The 23,270-nt window shown below is 61.0% G+C and carries 20 protein-coding genes; 16 read left to right on the forward strand and 4 right to left on the reverse strand.

The annotated features are described in order from the left end of the window. Positions 1–106 precede the first annotated feature (106 nt). From CXQ82_RS05585 to CXQ82_RS05605, 5 genes are all read left to right on the forward strand, one after another. On the forward strand, positions 107–2,443 hold the full coding sequence (locus CXQ82_RS05585; RefSeq protein ID WP_101266886.1) for a bifunctional diguanylate cyclase/phosphodiesterase: 2,337 nt from the start codon (positions 107–109) through the stop codon (positions 2,441–2,443). Between the two features lie 200 nt (positions 2,444–2,643). Then, the gene (locus CXQ82_RS05590) at positions 2,644–3,321 is read left to right on the forward strand and encodes a methylamine utilization protein (protein ID WP_101266888.1); all 678 of its coding nucleotides are present in this window, start codon (positions 2,644–2,646) and stop codon (positions 3,319–3,321) included. Then, positions 3,305–5,653, forward strand: coding sequence for a bifunctional diguanylate cyclase/phosphodiesterase (locus tag CXQ82_RS05595; protein WP_101266890.1), 2,349 nt, complete (start codon positions 3,305–3,307; stop codon positions 5,651–5,653). The genes CXQ82_RS05590 and CXQ82_RS05595 overlap by 17 nt, the downstream gene beginning before the upstream one ends. Beyond that, the gene (locus tag CXQ82_RS05600; RefSeq protein ID WP_371917337.1) at positions 5,654–6,517 is read left to right on the forward strand and encodes a DUF3034 family protein; all 864 of its coding nucleotides are present in this window, start codon (positions 5,654–5,656) and stop codon (positions 6,515–6,517) included. After that, positions 6,517–6,936, forward strand: a complete 420-nt coding sequence (locus tag CXQ82_RS05605) for a group 1 truncated hemoglobin (protein WP_101266894.1) — start codon at positions 6,517–6,519, stop codon at positions 6,934–6,936. The genes CXQ82_RS05600 and CXQ82_RS05605 overlap by 1 nt, the downstream gene beginning before the upstream one ends. Positions 6,937–7,124: 188 nt before the next feature. On the opposite strand, the gene CXQ82_RS05610 is transcribed toward CXQ82_RS05605, so the two are convergent. Both CXQ82_RS05610 and CXQ82_RS05620 read right to left on the reverse strand, forming a co-directional pair. Next, positions 7,125–9,536 carry a glucose/quinate/shikimate family membrane-bound PQQ-dependent dehydrogenase gene (locus CXQ82_RS05610; RefSeq protein ID WP_101266896.1) on the reverse strand — a complete coding sequence of 804 codons (2,412 nt, stop codon included), beginning with the start codon at positions 9,534–9,536 and terminating at the stop codon, positions 7,125–7,127. A gap of 619 nt (positions 9,537–10,155) precedes the next feature. Beyond that, on the reverse strand, positions 10,156–12,174 hold the full coding sequence (locus CXQ82_RS05620; protein WP_101266900.1) for a TonB-dependent receptor: 2,019 nt from the start codon (positions 12,172–12,174) through the stop codon (positions 10,156–10,158). Positions 12,175–12,359: 185 nt separating this feature from the next. Here CXQ82_RS05620 and CXQ82_RS05625 point away from each other — a divergent pair, with 185 nt between their 5' ends. Continuing rightward, on the forward strand, positions 12,360–12,593 hold the full coding sequence (locus tag CXQ82_RS05625) for a VF530 family DNA-binding protein (protein WP_101266902.1): 234 nt from the start codon (positions 12,360–12,362) through the stop codon (positions 12,591–12,593). A gap of 4 nt (positions 12,594–12,597) precedes the next feature. Beyond that, a complete protein-coding gene (locus CXQ82_RS05630) occupies positions 12,598–13,221 on the forward strand; it encodes a Pr6Pr family membrane protein (RefSeq protein ID WP_101266904.1) in 624 nt (207 codons plus the stop codon). A 411-nt stretch (positions 13,222–13,632) separates the two neighbouring features. Here CXQ82_RS05630 and CXQ82_RS05635 read toward each other — a convergent pair whose 3' ends face one another. Continuing rightward, positions 13,633–14,397, reverse strand: a complete 765-nt coding sequence (locus CXQ82_RS05635; protein ID WP_101266906.1) for a siderophore-interacting protein — start codon at positions 14,395–14,397, stop codon at positions 13,633–13,635. Further along, positions 14,394–14,942: a PadR family transcriptional regulator gene (locus tag CXQ82_RS05640; RefSeq protein WP_101266908.1), complete on the reverse strand. Its 549-nt coding sequence runs from the start codon at positions 14,940–14,942 to the stop codon at positions 14,394–14,396. The genes CXQ82_RS05635 and CXQ82_RS05640 overlap by 4 nt, the downstream gene beginning before the upstream one ends. Before the next feature lie 530 nt (positions 14,943–15,472). Between CXQ82_RS05640 and CXQ82_RS05645 the strand changes: the two genes are divergently transcribed. The 9 genes from CXQ82_RS05645 (at position 15,473) to CXQ82_RS05685 (ending at position 23,230) form a co-directional block, all read left to right on the forward strand. After that, positions 15,473–15,994, forward strand: a complete 522-nt coding sequence (locus CXQ82_RS05645) for a fimbrial protein (protein ID WP_101266910.1) — start codon at positions 15,473–15,475, stop codon at positions 15,992–15,994. A 52-nt stretch (positions 15,995–16,046) separates the two neighbouring features. Continuing rightward, positions 16,047–16,607: a fimbrial protein gene (locus CXQ82_RS05650; RefSeq protein ID WP_101266912.1), complete on the forward strand. Its 561-nt coding sequence runs from the start codon at positions 16,047–16,049 to the stop codon at positions 16,605–16,607. A gap of 19 nt (positions 16,608–16,626) precedes the next feature. After that, positions 16,627–19,242 carry an outer membrane usher protein gene (locus tag CXQ82_RS05655; protein ID WP_157832144.1) on the forward strand — a complete coding sequence of 872 codons (2,616 nt, stop codon included), beginning with the start codon at positions 16,627–16,629 and terminating at the stop codon, positions 19,240–19,242. Continuing rightward, positions 19,239–20,003: a fimbria/pilus periplasmic chaperone gene (locus tag CXQ82_RS05660; protein ID WP_101266914.1), complete on the forward strand. Its 765-nt coding sequence runs from the start codon at positions 19,239–19,241 to the stop codon at positions 20,001–20,003. Before CXQ82_RS05655 ends, CXQ82_RS05660 begins: the two co-directional genes overlap by 4 nt. Positions 20,004–20,024: 21 nt before the next feature. After that, entirely contained in the window at positions 20,025–20,597 is a 573-nt protein-coding gene (locus CXQ82_RS05665) for a fimbrial protein (protein WP_101266916.1), read from the forward strand. Positions 20,598–20,607: 10 nt separating this feature from the next. Beyond that, positions 20,608–21,105, forward strand: coding sequence for a fimbrial protein (locus CXQ82_RS05670; protein ID WP_101266918.1), 498 nt, complete (start codon positions 20,608–20,610; stop codon positions 21,103–21,105). Between the two features lie 13 nt (positions 21,106–21,118). Beyond that, on the forward strand, positions 21,119–21,598 hold the full coding sequence (locus CXQ82_RS05675) for a fimbrial protein (RefSeq protein ID WP_101266920.1): 480 nt from the start codon (positions 21,119–21,121) through the stop codon (positions 21,596–21,598). Between the two features lie 10 nt (positions 21,599–21,608). Continuing rightward, complete coding sequence (locus CXQ82_RS05680; RefSeq protein ID WP_101266922.1) at positions 21,609–22,157, forward strand: fimbrial protein; 549 nt, start codon at positions 21,609–21,611, stop codon at positions 22,155–22,157. Positions 22,158–22,252: 95 nt separating this feature from the next. Beyond that, positions 22,253–23,230, forward strand: coding sequence for a fimbrial protein (locus CXQ82_RS05685; protein ID WP_101266924.1), 978 nt, complete (start codon positions 22,253–22,255; stop codon positions 23,228–23,230). Positions 23,231–23,270: the final 40 nt, after the last annotated feature.

Below are 23,270 nucleotides of genomic sequence, written 5' to 3' on the forward strand. Positions count from 1 at the left end.
CATTAAAATGGATATTTTTTTGACACAAAGTCAGCAGTTGCCAGGAAAGCATATGACAAAGGGACGTAGTGGCAGAGAAAGGCGAACGCTGCCAGAGGGCACTGCAATGAGCTGGCGCCACACGTTTCAAACCCGCATTGCCGGGGTCTTAGCGCTATTACTGCTGGTGGTCGTCGCCGCGACTTATTTTGCCGTCAAGGCCGCCACCTCCCGTGCTGTGGAAAACCAGGCCCAAGTCCAACTCAAAACCGGTAGCCAAGTGTTCGAACGCCTGCTCGACCTGCGTGGCCGCCGCCTGCAATACGGCCTCGACTGGCTGACTGTCGACGGCCCATTCAAACAGGCCGTGGCCAACGGCCAGACCGTGCCCATTCTGGCCGCCCTGCGCCGACATGGCACCGGCATCCGCGCCAGTGAAGTGTTTGTGCTGGGCCTGGATGGCAAGGTCATGGTCAGCACCTTGCCCATCCTCACTCGCGGCCAGTCCTTCCCATATGACGACGCCCTGCGCCACGCGCGGCGCAGCGGTTTGCAGATGCTGATCGTGGCCATGGACGGTCGCCCCTACCTGCTGGTGCAGGACGAAGTGCTCGACCCATTGCCCATCGCGCGGGTGGTGATGGGCTTTCCCATGGACAAGCTGTTCGCCAATGAACTGCGCTCCATGAGCAACCTGGAGGTGTCGTTCCTCAGCGTGCAAAACGGCACGCCCGGTCCGTTGTCCAGCACCCAGCCTGATGCCTATCAGGCCGCTACCCTCAGCTTGCTGCGCGAGGGGCACCGCAACCCCGAGCCACAGATCGACCAGTTTTACGGTGAACGCGTGCTCAGCCAGGTGCTATCACTGGCCAACACCGGCGATGGCGATGAAGTGCGGGTGTTGCTGCAGAGCCCGCTGGACCACGCCCTGGAATCCTTTGCGCCACTGGACCGGCAGTTCCTCGGGATTGCCCTGGCCGTGCTGGTGGTGTCGTTGGGCGGCGCGCTGTTCCTGGCGCGTCGCGTATCGCGGCCGTTGAATGCGCTGGTGGAGGCCGCCGGGCGTATCGGCGCTGGTGATTACCGCACGCCGGTGCGGGTGCGCAGCCACGACGAGTTCGGCTTGCTGGCCCGCGCCTTCAACGCCATGCAAAGCGGCATCGCGGTGCGCGAGCGGCAATTGGCGCATAACGCCTTGCATGATCCGCTCACCGGCCTGCCCAACCGCGCCTTGGCCATGGAGCGCCTGGGCAGCGCGATCAGTGCGCGACGGCCGGTGGTGTTGCTGTACCTGGGGATCGAGAACTACCGGGCGATCAACGAAGGTTTCGGCCCCGAGGGCGTCGAGGAGATGATGCGCGAAGCCAGCCGCTGCCTGTCCATGAGCCTGCTGGCCAGCGACACCGCAGCCCGCATCACCGGCAGCGAGTTCCTGCTGTTGCTGGAAAATACCGAGATTGACCGCGCAGTGGCACGCGCCGACCGCCTCTATGCACTGCTCACTGAACCCCAGCGCATCGGCAACGACGAACTGCGCCACGAAGTGAGCATCGGCATCGCCGCGTATCCCGCCGACGGCCAGCAGGTGGAAGAGTTGATCAGCCGCGCGGCCATCGCCCGGCATGATGCGGCGTCGCTTCCCGGCCATCTGCAGATCTACCAGCAGGACCGCGACCTCGCCCACCAGCGCCAGATCACCCTGATCCGCGACTTGCGCCGGGCCGCTGCAGAAGGCGAGTTGTACCTGTGTTACCAGCCCAAGCTCGACCTCAAGCACGGCCATGTGCTCCAGGCCGAAGCCCTGTTGCGCTGGCAACACCCCACGCTCGGGCTGGTGTCGCCCGCCGAATTTATCCCCTTGGCCGAGCGCACCGGCAGCATGGGCGGGCTGACACTCTGGGTGATAGAAGAAGCCATCCGCCAGATCGGCGAGTGGGGGCAACGTGGCATGCATATTCAGTTGTCGGTGAATATCTCGGTGGACGACCTGGCCGATGACGACCTGGCGATTCGCGTCACCACCTTGCTCACGCAGTATGGCGTGCAGGCCCAGCAGCTGATTTTCGAGATCACCGAAAGCGCGATCATGCATAACCCGCAGCAGGCCCTCAGCGTGCTGGAGCAACTGCGCGGTTGCGGTATCAGCCTGTCGGTGGATGATTTCGGCACTGGCTATTCTTCGCTGGCGCAATTGCAGCGCCTGCCGGTACAGGAGTTGAAGATCGACCAGTCCTTCGTGCGTAACCTCAACAGCACCAGCGGCGACGCGGTGATCGTGCGTTCCACCATCGAGATGAGCCACAACCTTGGGCTCAAGGTTGTGGCCGAAGGGGTCGAGTTCGAGCCCAGCCTCAAGTTGCTCAAGCAGTGGAATTGCGACACCGCCCAGGGCTACCTGATTAGCCGGCCGTTGAACGCCATGGCGTTTGAAATGTGGATGCGCCGCGAACCCATGCCTGTCTAAAACCCCCCTCCGATGGCCTACAGATTCTCTCCATGTGGTCGATAACCTCTACAGAGCTTGACCGATTGCATAGGTTTTTACCGACCAACGGTCACAAATCTCTGCGTATTCTGTGATGGCATATTGCCTTGCTTGCGGCATCATGACCGCTATCGTTGCGCCAAGGCTGGCCGCTCTTTTTTATTTTTTGCGGATCTTCCATGGCCCCGATTATTCATCTTGTTTCGCGTGTGGTGTTGTTGCTGATGGTGGCCGGGCCTGTCTCGGCGGCCACGCTTGAGGTCTTGCTGCAGCAGGCCGATGGCAGCCCGGTGGCGGATGCGGTCGTGACCCTGCAAGGCCCGGCCGGCGCGCCAGCAGGTGTGCTCAAGGCTGAGATGGACCAGCGCGGCCAACGCTTCGCTCCCCATGTGCTGGTCGTGCATACCGGCACGCAAGTGCGCTTCCCCAACAGCGACAACATCCGCCATCAGGTGTATTCCTTTTCCAGTGCCAAACGCTTCGAATTGCGCCTGTATGAAGGCACACCCGCCGCCCCGCTGTTGTTCGACAAACCCGGCGTAGTGGTGCTGGGCTGCAATATCCATGACTGGATGCTCGGCTATATCTACGTTACCGATGACGCTCATTTCGGCGTCAGCGACGCCCAGGGCCGGGTGCGCCTGGAACAGCTGCCGCCCGGTGATTACCACGCCACCCTGTGGCACCCGCAATTGGCGGATATGCAGCCGTTGGATGGCGGCACCTTGCACGTCCCGGCGGCGGGCCTTGCCCACCGCGTCACGCTGAGCCTGGAGCCGGCCCCCGCAGACCTGCCGCCTACGCCAAGCGCGTTTGGCGATGCCTTCAACCGAGCTGCCCGTGAAACTGCGCAGTAGCTTCCAGGCGCGGGTCGCCTGCGTTCTGATCCTGCTGTCGCTGGTGGTGATCGGCGCACTGTATTTCAGCGTCAAGGTCGCGACCCAATCGGCGGTGCAGGGCCAGGCCCATGCGCAGTTGGCGGTCGGCACGCGGGTATTCGAACGCCTGCTCGAAGTGCGTGGCCGGCGCCTGGCCGATGGCGTTCAGCTGCTGGCCGCTGACTTCGGCTTTCGCGATGCCGTGGCCAGTGGCGATTCGGCGACGATGCGCTCGGTGCTGCTCAACCACGGCAAGCGCATCAATGCCAGCGACATGATCCTGTTGGGCATGGACGGCAAAGTCTTGGCCAGCACCCTCGACGAAGTGCCCGAAGGCTCGACGTTCCGCTACGACCAGGCGCTGCGCGAGGCGCGGCGCAATCGGCAGGCCACGCTGATCGTGCCCATGCAGGGCAAGCCGCACTTGCTGGTGGAGACCTCGGTGCTGGCGCCGTTGCCGATTGCGCGGGTGGTGATGGGCTTCAGCATGGACGGCGCGTTTGCCGATGAATTGCGCTCGTTGAGTAACCTGGAAGTGTCCTTCCTGGCGATAGATCACGGCCAGCCCGGCGAGTTGGTCAGCACCCAGCCACCGCTGCTGCGCGACAGCATCATCGAACTGATGCAGGGCGACTCGACGCGCCGTGGCGTGTCCACCACCGATCACCTTGAACACAGTTTCCTCAGCCAGTCGCTGGTGCTGGCCAGCGATGAGAACGGCAAAGTCCTGGCGTTGCTGCAAAGCCCGCTGGATGCGGCGATGCAGGCTTTTGTGCCGCTGGATGAAAAGATCCTCGGCATCGCTTTGATCGCGCTGGTTGCTTCGTTGATCGGCGCGTTGCTGCTGGCGCGTACCGTGTCGCGACCGGTGCAGGCGCTGGCGCTGGCGGCCGAGCGCATCGGCCAGGGCGACTACCAGACCCCGGTGGTGCTCAAGCGCAGCGATGAACTGGGGCGCCTGGCCCATGCGGTCAACTCGATGCAAAGCGGGATCGCCGAGCGTGAACACCAATTGGCACACAACGCGCTGCACGATCGCCTCACCGGCCTGCCGAACCGCGCGCTGGCCATGGAGCGCCTGGGCAGCTCGATTGCGCTGCAACGGCCGATGGCGTTGATTTACCTGGGCATTGATAACCTGCGCGCCGCCAGCGAGACGGCCGGGCCGGACGCCGCGGACCAGTTATTGTTGACCGTCAGCCAGCGCCTGCAAGCCATCCTGCGCCCCGGCGATACCCTGGCGCACCTGATTGCCGATGAGTTCCTGCTGTTGCTCGAAGGCGCGGGCAGTCAAGAGGCCGTGGGCCTGGCCGACAAACTGCAGCAGCTGTTGCTGCGCCCCCAGCGCATCAACGGCCATGACTTTGCGCTGGACTGCCGCCTGGGCATCGCCGCTTACCCGGCCGATGGCGAAAGCCCCCACACCCTGCTGGAGCGCGCGGCGATTGCGATGAAGGACGCCGCGCAAATGCCCGGCCGCCTGCACATCTACGAGCAGGGCCGTGACCTCGCGCACCGCCGGCAAATCACCTTGATCCGCGACCTGCGCCACGCGCCCGGCCAGGGTCAACTGCTGCTGCACTACCAGCCCAAACTGGATATTCGCCAGGGGCACGTGCGCCAGGCCGAAGCCTTGTTGCGCTGGCAGCACCCGCAGTTCGGCATGGTCTCGCCGGCGGAATTCATCCCCCTGGCCGAGCGCAGCGGCAGCATCCAGTTGCTGACCCAATGGGTGATCGAGGAGGGCATTCGCCAGTTGTGCGAATGGAACGGGCGCGGCCTGTGCCTGCAACTGTCGCTGAACATCTCGGCCGACGATTTGCTCGGCGATGAGCTCGCCCATCGGGTCTCGGCGCTGTTGCGTCGCTATGGCTTGCCGGCGGAGCAATTGGTATTCGAGATCACCGAGAGCGCGGTGATGCGCGAACCGGAAAAAGCCCTCAAGGTCCTGCACCTGCTGCGCGACTGTGGCATCAGCCTGTCGGTGGATGACTTCGGCACGGGCTATTCGTCGCTGGCCCACCTCAAGCGCTTGCCGGTGCAGGAATTGAAGATCGACCAATCCTTCGTGCGCAACCTCGATGAAACCAGTGAGGACGCAGTGATCGTGCGTTCCACCATCGAGATGAGCCACAACCTGGGCCTCAAGGTGGTCGCCGAGGGCGTCGAATACGCCCACAGCCTGCGCTTGCTGGAGCGCTGGCAGTGCGACACGGCCCAGGGGTACCTGATCAGCCGGCCCCTGGGGGCCGAGGCTTTCGAAGCCTGGGTGGCGTTGCCCCTCAGTGCGCAAACTTCTTTGGTTCATTGAGTGTTAGACGTGCGTCATTTATTGATCGGCTGCCTGGCCGCCCTGACTGTGCAAACGAGTCTGGCCGATAACGGTCGCCTGATCGCCACCGGCGGCGCCAGCAGCATCGAGGGCACGGCGGGCGGCGGCATCACGCCGTGGGCGGTGCTGGCCGGGTATGGTGAGCAACACGAGTGGGGTGCCACGGCGTTCGCCACCACGGTCAACCTGCCGGACTACCGCCTCGATGTGGCCGGGCTGGCGCTGGCCTATGACAACCGGGTCGAGCTGTCTTTCGCTCGCCAACGCTTCGACCTCGGCACGCTGGTGCACAAGCTCAACCTGCCTGAGGACAACCTCGGCCAGGACGTACTGGGCCTCAAGGTGCGGCTGTTTGGTGATGTGATCTACGACCGCTTGCCCCAGGTGTCATTGGGCCTGGAGTACAAGCACCAGACCAACTTCGACATCCCCAAGCTGGTCGGCGCCAAGCGCGACAGCGACGTCGAAGGCTACTTGGCCGCCAGCCGTTTGTTCATGGGCGCCGCGTTTGGCTACAACGTGCTGGTCAACGGCAGCCTGCGCTACAGCCGCGCCAACGAAACCGGCTTGCTCGGCTTTGGCGGCGACCGCCGTGATAGCCGCAGCCTGCTCAAGGAAGGCTCGGTGGCGGTGCTGTTCAACCCGCGCTGGGCCGTGGGCGTGGAGTACCGCGAGAAGCCCGACAACCTGTCCTTTGCTGGCGAAAGCGATTGGGCCGATGTGTTTGTCGGCTACTTTCCCAACAAGCATGTGTCGTTTGTGTTGGCCTACGCACGCCTAGGCGAAATCGCCACGCTGGATAACCAGAACGGCACCTACCTGTCTGTGCAGGGGAGTTTCTGATGCGCTTTTTACCACTGGCGTTTGCCCTGCTGCTGAGTGCCTGCGCCCAGCAACCGCCCAAGGACGACAGCCTGTATCGCGACCTTGGCGCCATGCCCGGCATTACACGGATTGTCGAAGGCATGTTGCTTAACATTGCGCGGGATGAACGCATTGTCGAACGCTTCCGACGCATCGACATCCAGCGCCTGCGCAATAAGCTGATCGAACAGTTCTGCGTGGAAGCGGGCGGGCCGTGCACCTACACCGGCGACAGCATGGCCGAGAGCCACAAAGGCCAGAATGTGAGCCGCAGTGATTTTAATGCGTTGGTGGAGGATTTGATCAAGTCGATGGACAGCGAAGGGATTGCAGTGCCGGTGCAAAATCGGTTGATTGCCAGGCTGGCGGTGATGCGCGGTGAAGTGATCGAACACTGACCTCACGAACACTGAAGTTCAAATGTGGGAGGGGGCTTGCCCCCGATAGCAGTGGGTCAGCTGCAGATGCACTTACTGACACTCCCTCATCGGGGGCAAGCCCCCTCCCACAATTTGATCTCCATTTGGATATAAAAAAGGCGGCTACCTTCAGCAGGTAGCCGCCTTTTTCTTACCGCCGGTGTTGCTTAATCCGGCAGTTTAAACGCCATCACATAGTCACCCTGCTTGGTACCCAGGGAACCATGACCACCCGCCATGACCAGCACATATTGCTTGCCGTCCTTGCCGGTGTAGGTCATCGGTGTGGTTTGCGCGCCTGCAGGCAGGCGGCCTTCCCACAACTGCTTGCCGTTTTTCACGTCGTAGGCACGCAGGTACTGGTCGAGGGTACCGCTGAGGAAGGACACGCCACCGGCGGTGGTGAAGGTGCCGCCCAGGCTAGGTACGCCCATGCTCAGAGGGATCGGAACCGGCGAGCTGTCACGCACGGTGCCGTTCTTGTGCATCCAGATGGTTTTGTGGGTGGTCAGGTCGACCGCGGCCACATAACCCCACGCCGGTGCCTGGCACGGCAGGCCCATTGGCGACAGCATGGCTTCGAGGATCACGCCGTACGGCGCGCCTTTGTTCGGCTGCACGCCTTCGGTTTCGCTGACACGTGGGCCTTGCTTGGCGATGTCGGCAGCCGGGATCAGCTTGGATTTGAACGCCATGTAGCTCGGGTTCACGAAAGCGATCTGGCGGACCGGGTCGACAGAAATACCACCCCAGTCGAACACGCCGAAGTTACCTGGGTAAACGATCGAACCTTGCAGCGATGGCGGGGTGAACGCGCCGTCGTAGCGCATGGATTTGAAATCGATGCGGCACAGCAGTTGGTCGAACGGAGTCACGCCCCACATGTCACGCTCTTTGAGCGGCGGCGGCATGAAGTTCAGGTCGGACTTCGGTTGAGTCGGCGCGGTGTGGTCACCGGCAACGGCGCCTTGCGGTACCGCCACTTCGTGGATCGGCACCACCGGTTGGCCGGTAGCGCGGTCGAGCACATAGATGCTGCCTTGCTTGGTCGACGCCATTACTGCCTGCTTAACGCCGGCTTCGGTCTTGATGTCGATCAGCGAAGGCTGGCCGCCCACGTCCATGTCCCACAGGTCATGGTGAGTGAACTGGAAGGTCCACTTTACGTGGCCGCTGTCGATGTCCAGGGCAGTCAGGCCGGCGCTGTATTTTTCCGAATCTTCGGTACGGTCGCCGCCGTATTGGTCGGGCATCTGGTTGCCCATCGGCAGGTAGAGCATGCCGAGTTTTTCATCCACGGCGAACATGGACCACATGTTCGGCGAGTTGCGGGTGTAGGTCTTGCCTTCGGCCAACGGGGTGGTGTCGTCCGGGTTGCCGCTGTCCCAGTTCCACACCAGCTTGCCGGTGTGCACGTCGAACGCGCGGATCACGCCGCTAGGCTCGTCGGTGGAAACGTTGTCGGTGACGTGGCCGCCGATCACGACCAGGTTCTTGGTCACGGCAGGTGGCGAGGTGGAGTAGTAACCGCCTGGGGCGAAGCTGCCGATATTGGCACGCAGGTCGACCTGGCCTTTGTCACCGAAATCTTCGCACATCTTGCCGGTGTCGGCGTTGAGGGCGATCAGACGGGTGTCGGCGGTGGGTACGAAGATGCGTTTCGGGCAGGCAGTCGGCGCGGCAGCCGGGCTGGCGCTGCCGGTAGGGCTCTGCTCGGAAGCGTAGGCGGCGTCATCGTGATACGACACGCCACGGCAGGTCATGTGCGCCCAACCCTTGAAGTTCTGCGCGCCCTGGCTGCTGATCTTCGGATCGAAGCGCCAGATTTCCTTGCCGGTGTCCGGGTCCAGCGCAATCACCTGGCTGTGCGGCGTGCACACGTAGAGCATGCCGTTGACTTTCAGCGGGGTGTTTTCTGCGGTGGTCTCACCTGGATCGTTCGGGCCAGGGATGTCGCCGGTACGGTAGGTCCACGCCGGAACCAGCTTGTGGGCGTTTTCCGGGGTGATCTGCGCCAGTGGCGAATAGCGATCGCCATAGGCCGAACGGCCGTAGGAATTCCAGTCGCCATCGGCCTGGGCCGGCGCGGCACTGGCCATGCCTGGCACCGCGTCGCGGTCCAGTTGGCCTTTGATCTCACCCGGGTTGGTGAATTGGCTGGCAACGGCAGCGGCGCCGGCCAATACCACGGCGATGCTCAGCGCGCCGGTGCCCAGCGGGGCAGGTTGGCCACGCAGCAACGGACGGCGAAACCACGGGAGCAGCATGACGATGCCCAAGGCGAACAGCAGCGCCAGGCGCGGCACCAACTGCCACCAGTCCAGGCCGACTTCCCAAAGAGCCCACACAGTACTGGCGAACAGCACCAGTGCGTACAGGCCCAGCGCGGCGCGGCGGGTGGCCAGCAGCAGCAGGCCGGTCAAGGTGATGCCGATACCGGCCAGCAGGTAGTACAGCGACCCGCCGAGCAGGCTCAGCTTGATGCCGCCGGCCAGCAAGGCCAGGCCCATGATCAGCAGCAAGACGCCTAGCAGCCTGGGCAGCAGGCGGCTTGGGCTCGAAGCACCATCAGTGCTCATAGTGTGTTTCTCCGTGACGTAGGAATTTTGTAACCCCGTGCTTCACTGTAGATGACGATTCGGCGCGGGCTTGGTTCAGCGTTAATTCGGTTTTTACACGGCCGGGCGTAAGACAGCGCTGTCTTTGCAGGTGGGAGTCATCAGCAAGATGGGGTCGACCGGGGAGTGAAGCGTTTCAGGTTGTTGCGAAGGATAAAGCGAGTGGCGGCTGAGAGAAAGCCTAAAACGCAAGATGCATCATTTCAGATTTGGTAACAGTGACGAAGTGTCGCTGCCAAAAAGCGGTCGCAGCCCAGTTTTTGTAGGGCGTGAGCTTCCTGTAGGAAGTGAGCGTGTTGTGGTAAGTGAGCTTGCTGTAGGAAGTGGGCTGGTTGTGGAAAGTGGAGCTTGTTGTGGCGAGCGGGCTTGCCCGCGTTGGGGCGCGAAGCGGCCCCACTCAAATCACCGCGGTGTTTCAGGTACACCGCGGTGGCAGGTTTTGGGGCGGCTTCGCCGCCCAACGCGGGCAAGCCCGCTCGCCACAATAAGCCCTTCTCCAAGCTCTTCTCCAAGTCCTTCTCCAAGCCCCTCTCCAAACCCCTCTCCAAGCCCTTCTCCACGGGGGGAATTGCGGTATTTTTTAGAAGGTGGTGCGCAGGCCTACTTGCACGCTTCTGCCCGGTGCCGGCGCGATGTCGCGCAGGATCGAGCTGGCATAACGCACGGTCTGGTTAGTCAGGTTTTCGCCGTTCACGAACGCCAGCCACTGGCTGCCGCCCATGTTGAAGTGGTACCCCGCGCTTGCCCCCAACGTGGTGTAGCCATCGGTGCCGCTCTCGTTATCCGGTACACGGCCCTGGCCGGCGGCGTGTTCGACGTCGATGCGCGCCTGCCAGCGGTCGAGTTCCCACAGCAAGCCGCTGTTCAGGCGCAGCGGCGCAATGCGCGGCAAGGCTTCGCCGGTGTCCAGGTTGGTGGCGCGGGTGTAGTCGCCCGACAGTTCCAGCGCAAACTTGCCGTAGGCGCTTTCGCCAAGTTTGATGTGATCCTGGGCCTCAAAGCCGGCGAAACGTGCACGCACGCCCGAATATTCGTACTCGGGAATGCCCGCGGCGTCTTCTTCGCCTTCGTCGTTCAACGTACGACCGGTGCCCAACAAGCCGATGTAGTTGGAGAAGTGGCTGTAGAACACGCCGAAGCTGCCCTTGTGGGTGTCATTGTCAAAGCGCAGGGCCAGGTCGCTGGACACGGCTTTTTCTTTCTTCAGGTTGGCATCGCCCAGCTCGTAGGTACCGGTGGCCACGTGGGCACCGTTGGCGTACAGCTCGTAGAACGTGGGTGCGCGTTCGGTGTAGCCGAGCGTCGCGGCCACCGACCAGATTGGCGTAAGGGTGTACACCGCGCCCGACGACAGGCTGCCGGCGGTGAAGTCATTGCTCTTGTCGGCACCGGCAAAGCGTTCGTTGCCCTTGGCGTCGGGGTCCACGCTGGTGTGTTCCAGGCGCCCACCGAGGCTGAGCTTGAGGCGCTCGGTGGCCTGCATTTCTTCGAGGATAAACAGCGCGCCGGCGTTGGTGTCGGTTTGCGGCACGAAGGCTTCTTCGCCCAGCGCCGAGAACTCGTTGCGCGTCACTTGTGCGCCGACTACGCCATCGAACGGGCCGATGGGCTGGTGGCGCGCCTCAACACGGGCCTCGTAGCCTTTGTTCTTGAAAATGGTGCCGGTTTCGCCGCCTTCGATTTCGCGGTGCTCGTAGTCGGTGTAGCCCGCGTCGAGTTTCACCGAGGTAAACGGGCCTTGCAGGTTGCGGATTTCGGACGCGAACGCGTAGTGATCCTGCTTCATGCGGATGCGCACATCCTGCTCGGCAGGCGAACCGTAGTTGGCGTCGTAGCTGCTGTAGGACAGGCCGGCATAACCGTCATCCCAGGTGTAGGAACCGCCCACTGCGCCACCGTCCTGGCGCCCGTCGCTGTTGCCCAGGCGGCCATTTTTGCCGGGTGCGTCATCGGTTTCCGGCGCGTGGCGGCTGCGGGCCTGGCCGGGGATTTTCAGGTCATTGAACTCCCGGGCGTTGGCATCCAGGTGCAGGGCGAAAGTGCCATTGCCGGCTTCCAGTTTGCCCGCGCTGCTGCGGGTGGTGTCGGCACCGCCGTAGCGCAACTCACCGGCACCGTGGATGCCTTCGATGGCTTCGGTGGGGATGCGGTTGTCGAAGGTGTTGACCACGCCACCGATGGCACTGCCGCCGTACAGCAGGGCGGCCGGGCCGCGTACGATTTCAATGCGCTCGACGTTGACCGGGTCCAACGGCACCGCGTGGTCGTAGGACAGCGACGACGCGTCCAGGGCGCCTACGCCATTGCGCAGGATGCGAATGCGGTCGCCGTCCTGGCCACGGATGATCGGCCGGCTGGCGCCCGGGCCAAAGTACGACGACGACACACCTGGCTGCTTGTTCAGGGTTTCGCCGAGGCTGCCTTTTTGTTGCAGGGTCAGCTCATCGCCTTCCAACACGGTGGTCGGCGAGGCGAGTTGCTCGCTGCCCAGCGGGTTACCGGTGATGACTTGGGGCTGCAGTTCCAGGGCGTGGGCCTGGGAGCTGATCAACACGGCGGCGGCAAGCGGGGTCAGGCGCCACAGAGGGGAAAGGGACATCGGACATTCCTTGGCAAACGACAAAAGAGAGAAGGCTGAAAACGTTATAGTTATAATATAACATCTCTTTTTTCGCCGGGAAGGGGAACTTTCTTACAGGGGCTATATTGAATGCGGCGCTTCCACCGTCAGGCCCCGTCGGCTAAGGTGCGCGGCTGTATTCCTCTGATTGCAAAAGGCCCGGCATGACCGCGACAAGTAACGACCCACTCCACGGCGTGACCCTGCAGCACGTGCTCACCACCCTGGTGGAACATTACGAATGGGCCGGCCTGGCTGAGCGTATTGATTTGCGCTGCTTCAAGAGCGACCCGAGCATCAAGTCGAGCCTTACGTTCCTGCGTAAAACGCCGTGGGCGCGGGAGAAAGTCGAAGGGCTGTACGTGAAACTGATGCGCACTAAACGCCCGCTGGATTGAGCTGATGAAGCGGTTTGTAGCGGCAGCGGCGCTGGCCGGTTGGGTGGGGTTGGCGATTCAGCAATACCTGATTTTCCATTCGCGCTGGGAAACCGGTGCCAGCCTGCTGGGCGGGCTGATCAACTTTTTCAGTTTCTTCACCGTGTTGACCAACACCCTGGCGGCCGTGGTGTTGAGCTATGCGTGGGTGAAGCGCGATTCGGCAGCGAAGCGGTTTTTTCTCACGCCGGGTGTCAGCAGTGGTATCGCGGTGAGCATCGTGGTGGTGGGCCTTGCCTACAACTTGTTGCTGCGGCATTTATGGCAGCCCGAGGGTTTCCAGTTTATTGCCGACGAACTGCTGCACGACGTGATGCCGCTGCTGTTCGTGGTGTATTGGTGGCGTTGCGTGCCTAAGGGCGATTTACGGCTTAAACACATTGGCGTGTGGGTAATTTACCCGCTTGTGTACTTCGCCTATGCGCTGCTGCGCGGGGATTTGCTTGGGCAGTACCAGTACCCGTTCATCGACGTTGGTACCTTGGGTTATCCACAGGTGTTTATGAATGCCGGGGGGATTCTGGTGGGGTTTGTGCTGGTGGCGTTGGCGGTGGTGGGGCTGGATAAACTATTTTCAACGCAACGTTGACGGGTTTTGGTGGTGGTGGTGTGGTGGTGTGGTTGTGGCGAGCGGGCTTGCCCGCGTTGGGGCGCGAAGCGGCCCCAGTCAAATCACCGCGGTGTTTCAGGTACACCGGGGTGTCCGGTTTTGGGGCGGCTGCGCCGCCCAACGCGGGCAAGCCCGCTCGCCACACAAGCCTGCTTGCCACTCAAGCCTGCTTGCCCACAAGCCCGCTCGCCACACAAGCCTGCTTGCCCACAAGCCTGCTTGCCACACAAGCCTGCTTGCCCACAAGCCTGCTTGCCCACAAGCCTGCTTGCCACACAAGCCTGCTTGCCCACAAGCCTGCTTGCCACACAAGCCTGCTTGCCCACAAGCCTGCTTGCCACACAAGCCTGCTTGCCCACAAGCCCGCTTGCCCCACAAGCTTGCTCGCGCCTAGCTTTCTTCGCTGCCTTCGGCGCGCCAGTAGCCCACGGCCTTGAGGGTATCTTCATTGATCTGGTGTGTGTCCAGCAGCACTCGCCGCACCTGGCGTGACAGCTTGGCTTCGGTCGCCACAAAGCTGTACAGCGAACCGCCCGGCAGGGTCAGGTTGCGCACTGTTTCCAGCAGGTCATCCTGGCCGCGCACGACCCAGATCACTTCGACATCGGCGGCACTTTCCAGCGTCTGTTGTTCCGCCGCATTCGCAATTTCAATTACCGCCAATACCTTGCGCCCGGCCGGCAATTCTTCCAGGCGGCGGCCAATGGCGGGCAGCGCGGTTTCATCGCCGATCAGCAGGTAGCTGTCGAAGATATCCGGCACGATCAACGAGCCCCGTGGCCCGCCGATATACAGGCGCTGGCCGACTTGAACCTGATCGGCCCAGGTGGACGCAGGGCCGTCGCCGTGCAGCACGAAGTCGATGTCCAGTTCGCCAACCGCCAGGTCGAAGCGACGTGGGGTGTAGTCGCGCATGGCGAGCTTCTCGGCGTCCTTGATATTGAACGTCGGGCTCTCCAGCGCGGCCACTTCGGCAGCGTTCTGCGGGAACAGCAACTTGATGTGATCGTCGCTGCCCAGGCTGACAAACCCTGCCAGCTCAGGGCCGCCCACGGTGATGCGGCGCATGCGCGGGGTGATGTCGACCACGCGCAACACTTCCAGGCGGCGGCGTTTGATTTCGTGGGTAACGCGGTGGATGGCTTGAGTATTCATTGAGTTTTCCCGTCGGCAATGGCTTGGGCGGTGCCGTTCAGCAGCGCGGCGACACGTGTGATTTCTTCCGGGCTCCAGCGCCCGTGATGCGAATGCAAGGCGTGGCGCAGGTTGTGCACCGCCTCGTGGATTTCCGCAGGACGATCATGGCCGCGTAACGAACGCTTGCTCACATCCATGCGCAGGCGAATGCCTTCGAGGGCCACTGCCTGTTCGCTTAAGAAGAGACGACCGGCGTCGGTGATTGTGTAGCGTTTTTTGCCGCCTTCGGCGTCGCCGCTGATCAAGTCGCTCTCTTCGAGGAAGGTCAGGGTCGGGTAGATCACCCCAGGGCTGGGGCTGTAGGCACCGTCGAACAGGGCTTCGATCTGGCGGATCAGGTCGTAGCCGTGGCAGGGCTGCTCGGCGATCAGCGCCGGCAGCAGCAGTTTCAGGTCACCCGGGGCGAAGACCCGCGGGCCTCGGCCACCGCGCTCGCGGCCAGGGCGTTTTTCGAAGCCGTCGCGGTCATCACCGGGGTTACGGTGGGAATGATGGTCTCTCATTTCTCTGTGCTCTCGTTTGGTTTAGATACAACTTAAGATATATCTTAGGAGTGATGCAATCTCACCAGACGAACGGTCATCCGTTGGGTTTCGTGACGCGGGCCACAAAACGGCGCAAACCTCCTCGACACATTCTTCAACTTGTTAGTTGATAGGGTTCAGTAATTACGGTTGTTTTTTAGAGTATGTAATCTTATTCTTACGGACCTCTCCGGCAATAAACAATTCTCATTAATTGCCATGTAGTACTTTTCTTACAGTTAATTTTAAAGTTTTGGCAAAGTGCCATAATTTTCCTATGTGTCGTGGTGTAACAGAGCTACGCAACTAAGCGAATTGGCCGGCTTTCTTATTAGGAATCGCCACGGATAATTGCCCGGCGTCGAACGAAACCGCACATTGCAATGCAAGTAGTTGGAAAAGCTTCAACACTTCAATGTTCTCGGAACCCGTTTAGACGCTTAACAAGTCCTGCGCATACCTGCGTTCAGGAGTCCGTTGTGATTTTAATAATATGTGAGCGTCTGCTAATGAAATCTAAAGTGAAAACTGCGCTGTTAACTATCGGCCTGCTGGCGGGTTCGATCTCTGTTGCCAATGCGGCAGATGGAACGGTTACGTTTTTGGGGTCGGTCCACTCGGGTGCTTGCTCCATCAAGCCTGAATCCGTAGACCAGTCGGTTCACCTTGGCGCAATTGCCAAGCACCAACTGGAAACCGGCGGCCGCTCTGAATCCCGCCCGGTACGTATCGAACTTGAAGGCTGCGACTTGTCCGGCCTCACTGATAACACCGTGACCACGACCTTCACCGGCGCGCCGTCGGGCTCCGTTCCGGGTGCAATCGGCACCGTCGGTGGCGCTGGTGGCGTGGGCGTCATGATGACCCACGGCGGCCGCCCCGTCGTACTGGGTACACCTACTGCACCTCAGGTTATTGCCACCGGTAACAACACCCTGGAGTTTGGTGCTTACGTGCAAGGCCAGGCGACCGGCGAAATCGTTCCTGGTGAGTTCAGCGCCGTCACCAACTTCACCTTGGCTTATCAGTAAGTTTTTCCCCCCGCGACGTGAGTGGCGGGGGGGAAACTGGCGGGAGGTTCAGGTGAAAACATGCATAAGTCTCGCTGTCGCCTCTTCATTGACGATGTTCATCAGCCCTTGGGCATTCGCGCAGGCGGAGCCTCAAGGTGATGGGGTCGTCACGCTGGGAGGCACGGTCATTGATTCGGCCTGTGGGCTGGAATCGACCTCTGTCGATCAAACCATCGAAATGGCTTCAGAACCCATCGGCCGGCTTTTGCGGGACGGGGAGGGGCAGATACAGCCTTTCCAGTTGCGCCTGGTCAATTGCTCGCTGAGCCGTCCTGACCCATTGCGCCCCGGTGCAAGCCTGCCTGATTGGGAGCATGTGCGCGTGACGTTCGACGGCGCTACCGATAGAGACGGGCACTCATTTGCCGCCTTTGGTGGCTCACAGGGGGTCGCCTTCCATATCGAGGATGCCGCCGGAGAAGAGTGTGCGCCTGGAAAGCCAATGGGCCTGTACCCGTTGGTTGAGGGGGATATGACGCTCAACTACACGATTCGCTTAGTGGGCAACGGAGTGCCGCTGTTGGCCGGTGATCACACTGCCGCAGTGCGGTTCAAGTTGGAATACTTTTGAAGAATGATGGGTTGCTTGCATGTGGAATGCGTCGAAAGTCATAAATACGCTTCGCCCAAGCCTGTTTGTCGGGTTTATATCACTGGCAGGAACGGCACTGGGAGCCGAGGATATTGAATTCAATACCGACGTTCTCGATCTGGTTGATCGCTCCAATATTGATTTGTCTCGGTTTGCACGCAGTGGGTTTATCTTGCCTGGCAACTACTCAATGGTGGTGCAGATTAACACTCAGGCAATCTCTGAACAGTCAGTGGCGTTCTATGCTCCCGATAATGACCCCAAGGGCAGTCAGGCCTGTTTAACCCCGGAACTTGTGGACCAGTTGGGTCTGAAAAAAGCCAGCACTGAAAAACTGCAATGGTGGAAAGGCGGGCAGTGCCTGGACCCTCAAGCCTTGCCCGGCATGGAGGTGAATGCCGATCTGGCCACTTCCACGTTGAGCATCAGTCTTCCCCAGGCCTACCTGGAATACAGCGCCATTAACTGGGACCCACCTTCGCGCTGGGATGAAGGGGTGCCGGGGCTGTTGGTTGACTACAACATGACGGCCCAGTCCAGCTACCGCAAGGATGACGGGACCCGCAACGACCTTTCCGGCAACGGCACGTTGGGGGCCAATGCCGGTGCCTGGCGCCTGCGGGCGGATTGGCAGGGGCGTGTGGATAAAAACCGCGAGTCGACCAACAACCGGCAAAAACTGGAGTGGAGTCGTTACTACGCGTATCGCGCCATTCCTGAGCTGAAAGCACGCCTGGTGGTGGGTGAGGACTACCTGTATTCGGACCTGTTCGACAGCTTCCGTTTTACCGGTGCCGCGCTCAAGTCGGACGAAAGCCAGCTGCCTCCCAACTTGCGTGGGTATGCGCCGGAAGTGGTCGGCGTGGCCAGGACCAATGCCAAAGTCATCATCAGCCAACAGGGGCGTGTGCTGTATGAAACGCTGGTGGCGGCAGGGCCGTTTCGTATCCAGGACCTGAACGACGCCGTGTCCGGCATGCTGGATGTGCGGGTAGAAGAACAGGACGGTACGGAACACAAATTCCAGATCTACACCGCAGGCGTTCCTTACCTGACGCGTCCTGGTCAGGTTCGCTACAAGCTGTCTGCCGGGCGGCCGTCGAATCTGCAGTACGACTCTGACGGTGCCGTTTTTGCAACCGGCGAGTTTTCCTGGGGGATCAGTAACGGTTGGTCGCTGTTGGGCGGCGCGATTACGGATAACAACTACCGTGCATTGTCTGTGGGTGCAGGGCGGGATCTGTTGGCGTTCGGTGCTATCTCGCTGGACGTTACCCAGTCCCATGTGAACCTCTGGAACGAGACGCTCTCGGGTAAATCCTATCGCGTTCAGTATTCCAAGAACTTTGAACAATACGACAGCCAGGTCACGTTCGCCGGCTACCGCTTCTCCGAGAAAAACTTCCTGAGCATGAGCCAGTACCTGGATGCCAAGCACTACGGGCTGAATGGTGAACTTGGGGGCCCCGGCGTGTACGACCCGAACGGGGAGTACGTCGCACACTGGAACCCCATCGGCGGCAACAAGGCGCTCTATACGGTAACGGTGAACAAGCAGTTTCGTGACCTCGGCGCCACTGTCTACGCCAGTTACAACAAGCAGACCTATTGGAACCGGCCAGAGACCCAGCGCTGGAACGTGTCGGCCTCACGCTACTTCAATATCGGCACCGTCAAAAACCTGAATATGTCCCTGAATGTCTACCGCACCCAGGAGTACCACTATAAGGATAACGGCATGGCGCTGACGGTCAGTTTGCCGTTGGGCCCCTCCGGCACCCTGTCGATGGATGCCAGTAGAACCGCCGGCAAAAACATCTTTTCAACGCGCTTCAATGATCGAATCGACGCACACAACAGCTACCAGCTGAGTGCCAGCAACACCTCTGCCAGTGGCTACCTGAGCCATATCGGTGACCAGGTTGATATTGACCTCAGCGCCAGCGCCCAGGAAGGCAACAACCGGACCTTGGGTGCGACTGTGCGCGGCGGCGGCACGCTCACGCCCTATGGTGCGGCGCTGCACCGTACCACCAGTACAGGCGGGACGCGGTTGATGGTCGATACCGGCGGAGTGCCCGATGTGCCGGTGCGCGGGTATGGCACGCCGACTCGCAGTAACGCCTTTGGCAAAGCGGTCATCTCCGACATCGGCAGTTATCAGCGTACGGCGGCGAGTGTGGACCTGGAGCGTCTGCCAAGTGATGTCGAAGCCACCCAGTCCGTAACCCAACTGACGCTTACCGAAGGCGCCATCGGCTATCGCTCGCTGGAAGTAATTTCCGGCAAGAAAGCCATGGCGGTACTGCGCCTGCCCGACGGCAGCTCGCCTCCTTTCGGCGCGACGGTGAAGAACCTGAAGCAGCAGGACACCGGGGTAGTGAACGATGGCGGGGATGTCTACCTGAGCGGCATTCAGCCCGGCGACCAGATGGTCGTCAGCTGGGGCGGAACCGAGCGCTGCGTTCTCACGCTGCCTGCCGTATTGCCTGCTGACGGCTTGACCGACGCCCTGCAACTGCGCTGCCAGCCAATGGTTGCCACCGATCAATCTTTACCCGAGCCAGCAGGGCTGACCGGGCAGCGTAACGATATGGAGAACACATCCTCATGATGCTGAACATACGCCTCACCCCCCAGGTCTTCGCATTGCTGATCCTCGGCTTGCTGAGCCAGAGCGTCAACGCCGCAGTGGCGCTGGACCGAACCCGTGTGATTTTTGATGGCAGCAAAGATGCCACCAGCGTGAACATCACCAATAACAACACCCAGTTGCCCTATTTGGCCCAGGGTTGGATCGAGGACGAAGCGGGCAAGAAAATCACCTCGCCCTTGATCGTGCTGCCGCCGGTTCAACGCTTGGAGCCTGGCAAGCAAAGCCAGGTGAAAGTGCAGGCACTGCCGGCGGCCAAGGCGTTGCCGCAGGACCGGGAAACGGTCTTCTACTTCAACCTGCGGGAAATTCCGCCGCGCAGCGACAAGGCCAACACCTTGCAGATCGCGCTGCAAACCCGAATCAAATTGTTCTATCGGCCGCAAGCCATTACGCCGACCCAGCAAGACCTGTCCACCCCCTGGCAGGAAAAGCTGACATTGACCCGGCAAGGCGACAGTTACCAGGTCAATAACCCGACGCCGTACTACGTGACCTTGGTGGATGCGCGCAGCAGCAAGGACGGCAAGACCCTGGAAGGCTTCGAGCCCCTCATGGTTGCGCCCAAAGGCTCACAGGCCTTGGGGCTGACGGCCAAGGTGCTCGGTACCACCCCCTACCTGGCCTACGTCAATGATTACGGCGGCCGCCCGCTGCTGGCCTTCACCTGCAGTGGCGAGACCTGCAAGGTGAATGTGCAAGCCTCAATGCCAAACCCGTAGGGCCTGCGGCCGGAGAACGTCATGAAGTTAGACAACGTGAAGATCCTGGGCTGCCTGTTATTGGCCCTGATGGGGCGCGCGCACGCCCAGGATGTCGAGGGCATGATGGGGATGCTGAATATACGCGGAGCCATGCATGAAATGCCGTGCGGCCTGGAGATGACATCGGCCAACCAAACCATTGACCTGGGGGCCATTTCGGCCGGCCAGCTGCAACGGCCAGGTGATCAAGCCACCTCCAGGCCGATTCAACTGCGCTTTCAGGATTGCCAGCGCACCGCCGGCAAGATCACCAGTGAACGTACCGGGAACCTGACTTGGAGTGCCCATCAGCCGGTGCTGTCGGTGACGTTTGTCGCACCCGCCGATGCCGATGATCCACGCCTGGTCAAAGTGCAGGGCATCACCGGGATGGGCCTGCGATTGACCGATCCCGAGGGGCGGGATGTACAGCTGGGCTCACGGGGCGAGCCGTTGTTTCTGCCCTTGGGTAGCAACACGCAAACCTGGAATGTCCAGCCCACGCGTACCTCCGCGCCATTGACCAGCGGGGCATTTCGGGCCGTGGTGGATTTCAGGCTCAATTATGAGTAAGGGCACAGCAATGGCTAAGTTAACCGGCTCACGGGCCATTTTAATCGTTGGTGGGCTGCTATGGGCGGTCAGCCAGGGCGCGCAGGCCAATGTGAACCTGACGATCCGCGCAGTCATCATTGCGCCGCCACCCTGTGTGATCAACGGCGGCAGCACGCTCAATGTACCGTTCGGCAATAACCTGCATACCACGCGCATCGACGGCGTCACCTATCGCCGCGATGTGCCCTATACGGTCAGCTGCAGCCCCCCCGTCTACAGCAATGCGATGACCTTGGAGTTGCAGGGCACAGGGGCTTCGTTCGACAGCGGCGTGCTCTCCACCCGCAAGACCGACCTTGGGGTAAAGCTGTTCGTCAATGGCGCTGACTGGCCGCTGAATACGCCCGTCAGGTTCACTCATCCCAATTTTCCAGCCGTGCAGGCAGTGCCGGTCAAGCGCGCGGGCAGCACGCTGACGGGCGGGACATTCGATGCCTCCGCGACCCTTGTGATCGAGTACCAATGATGAGGAATGATCAATGAATTTCTGGCCGCAGCGAGCCCTGCTCGCCTTGTGTTCAATCGGCTTGTGCAGCGGGGCGTCGGCCAACCTGACGTTCAGCGGAACCCTGAACGAGCCGCCACCCTGCACGATTGATTCTGGACGCAACATTGAAGTCGATTTTGGCGATGTCGGCACCAAGCGCGTCGATGGCGTGAAATACCGCAGGGCGGTGGGCTACACCATCAACTGCGGCACATCTCCACTGCCGTGGTTGCTCAAGTTGAGCATCAACGGCACCGCCACCACGTTTGATGGCGCGGCGCTGCAGACCAGCGCGCCGGACTTAGGGATTCAACTGCTGCAAAACAACGTGCCGTTTCTACTCAATACGCCATTGGATATCACCATCACTGCACCCCCGACATTGGAAGTCGTCCCCGTCAAACGGCCAGGCGCGGTTCTGGCCCCGGCACGGTTTACCGCGGTGGCCACGCTGTTGGCCGAATACCAGTAGGAGTCAGTGTATGCGACATGAAAAGGTTCATAAGGGCTGGTCATGTGCCGGGCTGGCAATGCTGCTGAGCGTTGGCCTGGCGCCTACCGCGCAGGCGGCGGACAACCTGCGGTTCATGGGCAACCTGGTCGAACAGGCCTGCAGCATCCGCCCCGGCGATGAGGCCCTTACGGTGGAACTCTGGGACGTTACCAGCAAGCACCTCTACATCAACACGCGCACCGTGGGTAAGGGGTTCAGGCTGCACCTGGACGACTGCAACACCACGATCAGCGAGTCGGTTTCCATCACCTTCGCCGGTAGGGAAAACAGCGCGTTACCCGGTTTGTTCGCACTGGACGGCGGCAGTGGTGCCAGCGGTATCGGGCTCGGTATAGAGACGCCGAGTAGCAAGCTGGTGCCCGTGAACATTGCCAGCGACGAACAGCGTTTGACCCCTGGCAACAACGTGATCGAGCTCAAAGCCTTTGTGCAGGGGGAGCCGAATGCCATTCGGGATCAGACCATCGAAGAGGGTGCTTATAGAGTGACCTCGATTTTTACGCTGGATTATCCGTAGCCGTAAGCCGTCATTTATGAGGCTAAACATCGCCTCATACCTACTCCAAATCTCTGCTGGACAGTGTCTGGGTAGAGGAGCAATGAGAGAACAAAATGAAACGACTAAATCTGGCCATTGGGCTTCTCGTCCTGATAGGCATGACAACGACCGCCAGAGCAGCGGATTGCAGTGTCAACGGCGGGCCGTGGCAAAGGATAGGCGCTGGCACGACGTTAAACCTGCAGGTCCCGGTGAATGTCCGACCGGAAGTGAATACGCCGCGTATCCTCCTTGAAGGCGTGAGGCTGAGTTGCCGATTCGAGCCTGATGGCTACCCCGGGTATGGGCGGCAAGATTATTGGGCAACCGGAACAAGGGTCGGCCCGGCCTGGACACCGGGCCCAAAATTCACCAACCAAAGCGCTGGCTTGCGAATCAATGGGACGTATCGGGATATTCCGATCCCTTCGGGTATTCGGATTGCGACCATGACGGATAGTGGCTTCGCCCCTATGCCGATCGAAGTAACACCTTATATTTTACAGCGCAACAACCCGGTGACGCCGATTGATATTCGAACCGGCGATACCCTTGGCACCTTACGCCTCGATCAGACAAACAATTATGATTCCCTCTCGACGAGCCTCAGCCTCGTTTACATCGCCAACAACAACTTCACCATTTCCCCCTCAACCTGCACCATCAACAATAACAACCCGCTCGAAATCAACTTCGGCGACGTGCATCAGCGGGCCATCGGCGCCGACCCACTGACCACCACCGTGCGCAGCAACCGCAGGCTGAACTACTCATGCCCGGGCCCGGGGAGTGTGACCTCGCCGGTGACCATTACCTACCAGGGCACGCCCTCGTCGTTCAACTCGAACTTGCTGACGATGAGCAATCCGGATGTAGGAACAGCACTCGTCCGTGGGGGCACTGCGGTGCGGGTAAACGGCTCGTTCCTATCCCAGATCATCAACAACTCGGGGGGCGATGATGTGACGTTTGCGCTGGTGCGGCGGGCAGGGTCCCTGCCTGTCGCCGGCCCCATCAGCGGCAGTGGTGTGCTAGTGATGGGCGTGCCCTGACACCACTGTAACCGTGGCAAGCCCGCTCACCACAAAGCCG

This window comes from Pseudomonas sp. S09G 359 (genome assembly GCF_002843605.1).
Classification (GTDB): domain Bacteria; phylum Pseudomonadota; class Gammaproteobacteria; order Pseudomonadales; family Pseudomonadaceae; genus Aquipseudomonas.

What these genes read in the sequence shown, in the direction of transcription:
- CXQ82_RS05610 (WP_101266896.1), bottom strand. Translation starts at nt 9,536, where the DNA reads ATGAGCACTGATGGTGCTTCGAGCCCAAGCCGCCTGCTGCCCAGGCTG.
- CXQ82_RS05635 (WP_101266906.1), bottom strand. Translation starts at nt 14,397, where the DNA reads ATGAATACTCAAGCCATCCACCGCGTTACCCACGAAATCAAACGCCGC.
- CXQ82_RS05665 (WP_101266916.1), top strand. Translation starts at nt 20,025, where the DNA reads ATGAAGTTAGACAACGTGAAGATCCTGGGCTGCCTGTTATTGGCCCTG.
- CXQ82_RS05630 (WP_101266904.1), top strand. Translation starts at nt 12,598, where the DNA reads ATGAAGCGGTTTGTAGCGGCAGCGGCGCTGGCCGGTTGGGTGGGGTTG.
- CXQ82_RS05620 (WP_101266900.1), bottom strand. Translation starts at nt 12,174, where the DNA reads ATGTCCCTTTCCCCTCTGTGGCGCCTGACCCCGCTTGCCGCCGCCGTG.
- CXQ82_RS05685 (WP_101266924.1), top strand. Translation starts at nt 22,253, where the DNA reads ATGAAACGACTAAATCTGGCCATTGGGCTTCTCGTCCTGATAGGCATG.
- CXQ82_RS05585 (WP_101266886.1), top strand. Translation starts at nt 107, where the DNA reads ATGAGCTGGCGCCACACGTTTCAAACCCGCATTGCCGGGGTCTTAGCG.
- CXQ82_RS05645 (WP_101266910.1), top strand. Translation starts at nt 15,473, where the DNA reads ATGAAATCTAAAGTGAAAACTGCGCTGTTAACTATCGGCCTGCTGGCG.
- CXQ82_RS05590 (WP_101266888.1), top strand. Translation starts at nt 2,644, where the DNA reads ATGGCCCCGATTATTCATCTTGTTTCGCGTGTGGTGTTGTTGCTGATG.
- CXQ82_RS05675 (WP_101266920.1), top strand. Translation starts at nt 21,119, where the DNA reads ATGAATTTCTGGCCGCAGCGAGCCCTGCTCGCCTTGTGTTCAATCGGC.
- CXQ82_RS05680 (WP_101266922.1), top strand. Translation starts at nt 21,609, where the DNA reads ATGCGACATGAAAAGGTTCATAAGGGCTGGTCATGTGCCGGGCTGGCA.
- CXQ82_RS05670 (WP_101266918.1), top strand. Translation starts at nt 20,608, where the DNA reads ATGGCTAAGTTAACCGGCTCACGGGCCATTTTAATCGTTGGTGGGCTG.
- CXQ82_RS05625 (WP_101266902.1), top strand. Translation starts at nt 12,360, where the DNA reads ATGACCGCGACAAGTAACGACCCACTCCACGGCGTGACCCTGCAGCAC.
- CXQ82_RS05655 (WP_157832144.1), top strand. Translation starts at nt 16,627, where the DNA reads ATGTGGAATGCGTCGAAAGTCATAAATACGCTTCGCCCAAGCCTGTTT.
- CXQ82_RS05640 (WP_101266908.1), bottom strand. Translation starts at nt 14,942, where the DNA reads ATGAGAGACCATCATTCCCACCGTAACCCCGGTGATGACCGCGACGGC.
- CXQ82_RS05660 (WP_101266914.1), top strand. Translation starts at nt 19,239, where the DNA reads ATGATGCTGAACATACGCCTCACCCCCCAGGTCTTCGCATTGCTGATC.
- CXQ82_RS05605 (WP_101266894.1), top strand. Translation starts at nt 6,517, where the DNA reads ATGCGCTTTTTACCACTGGCGTTTGCCCTGCTGCTGAGTGCCTGCGCC.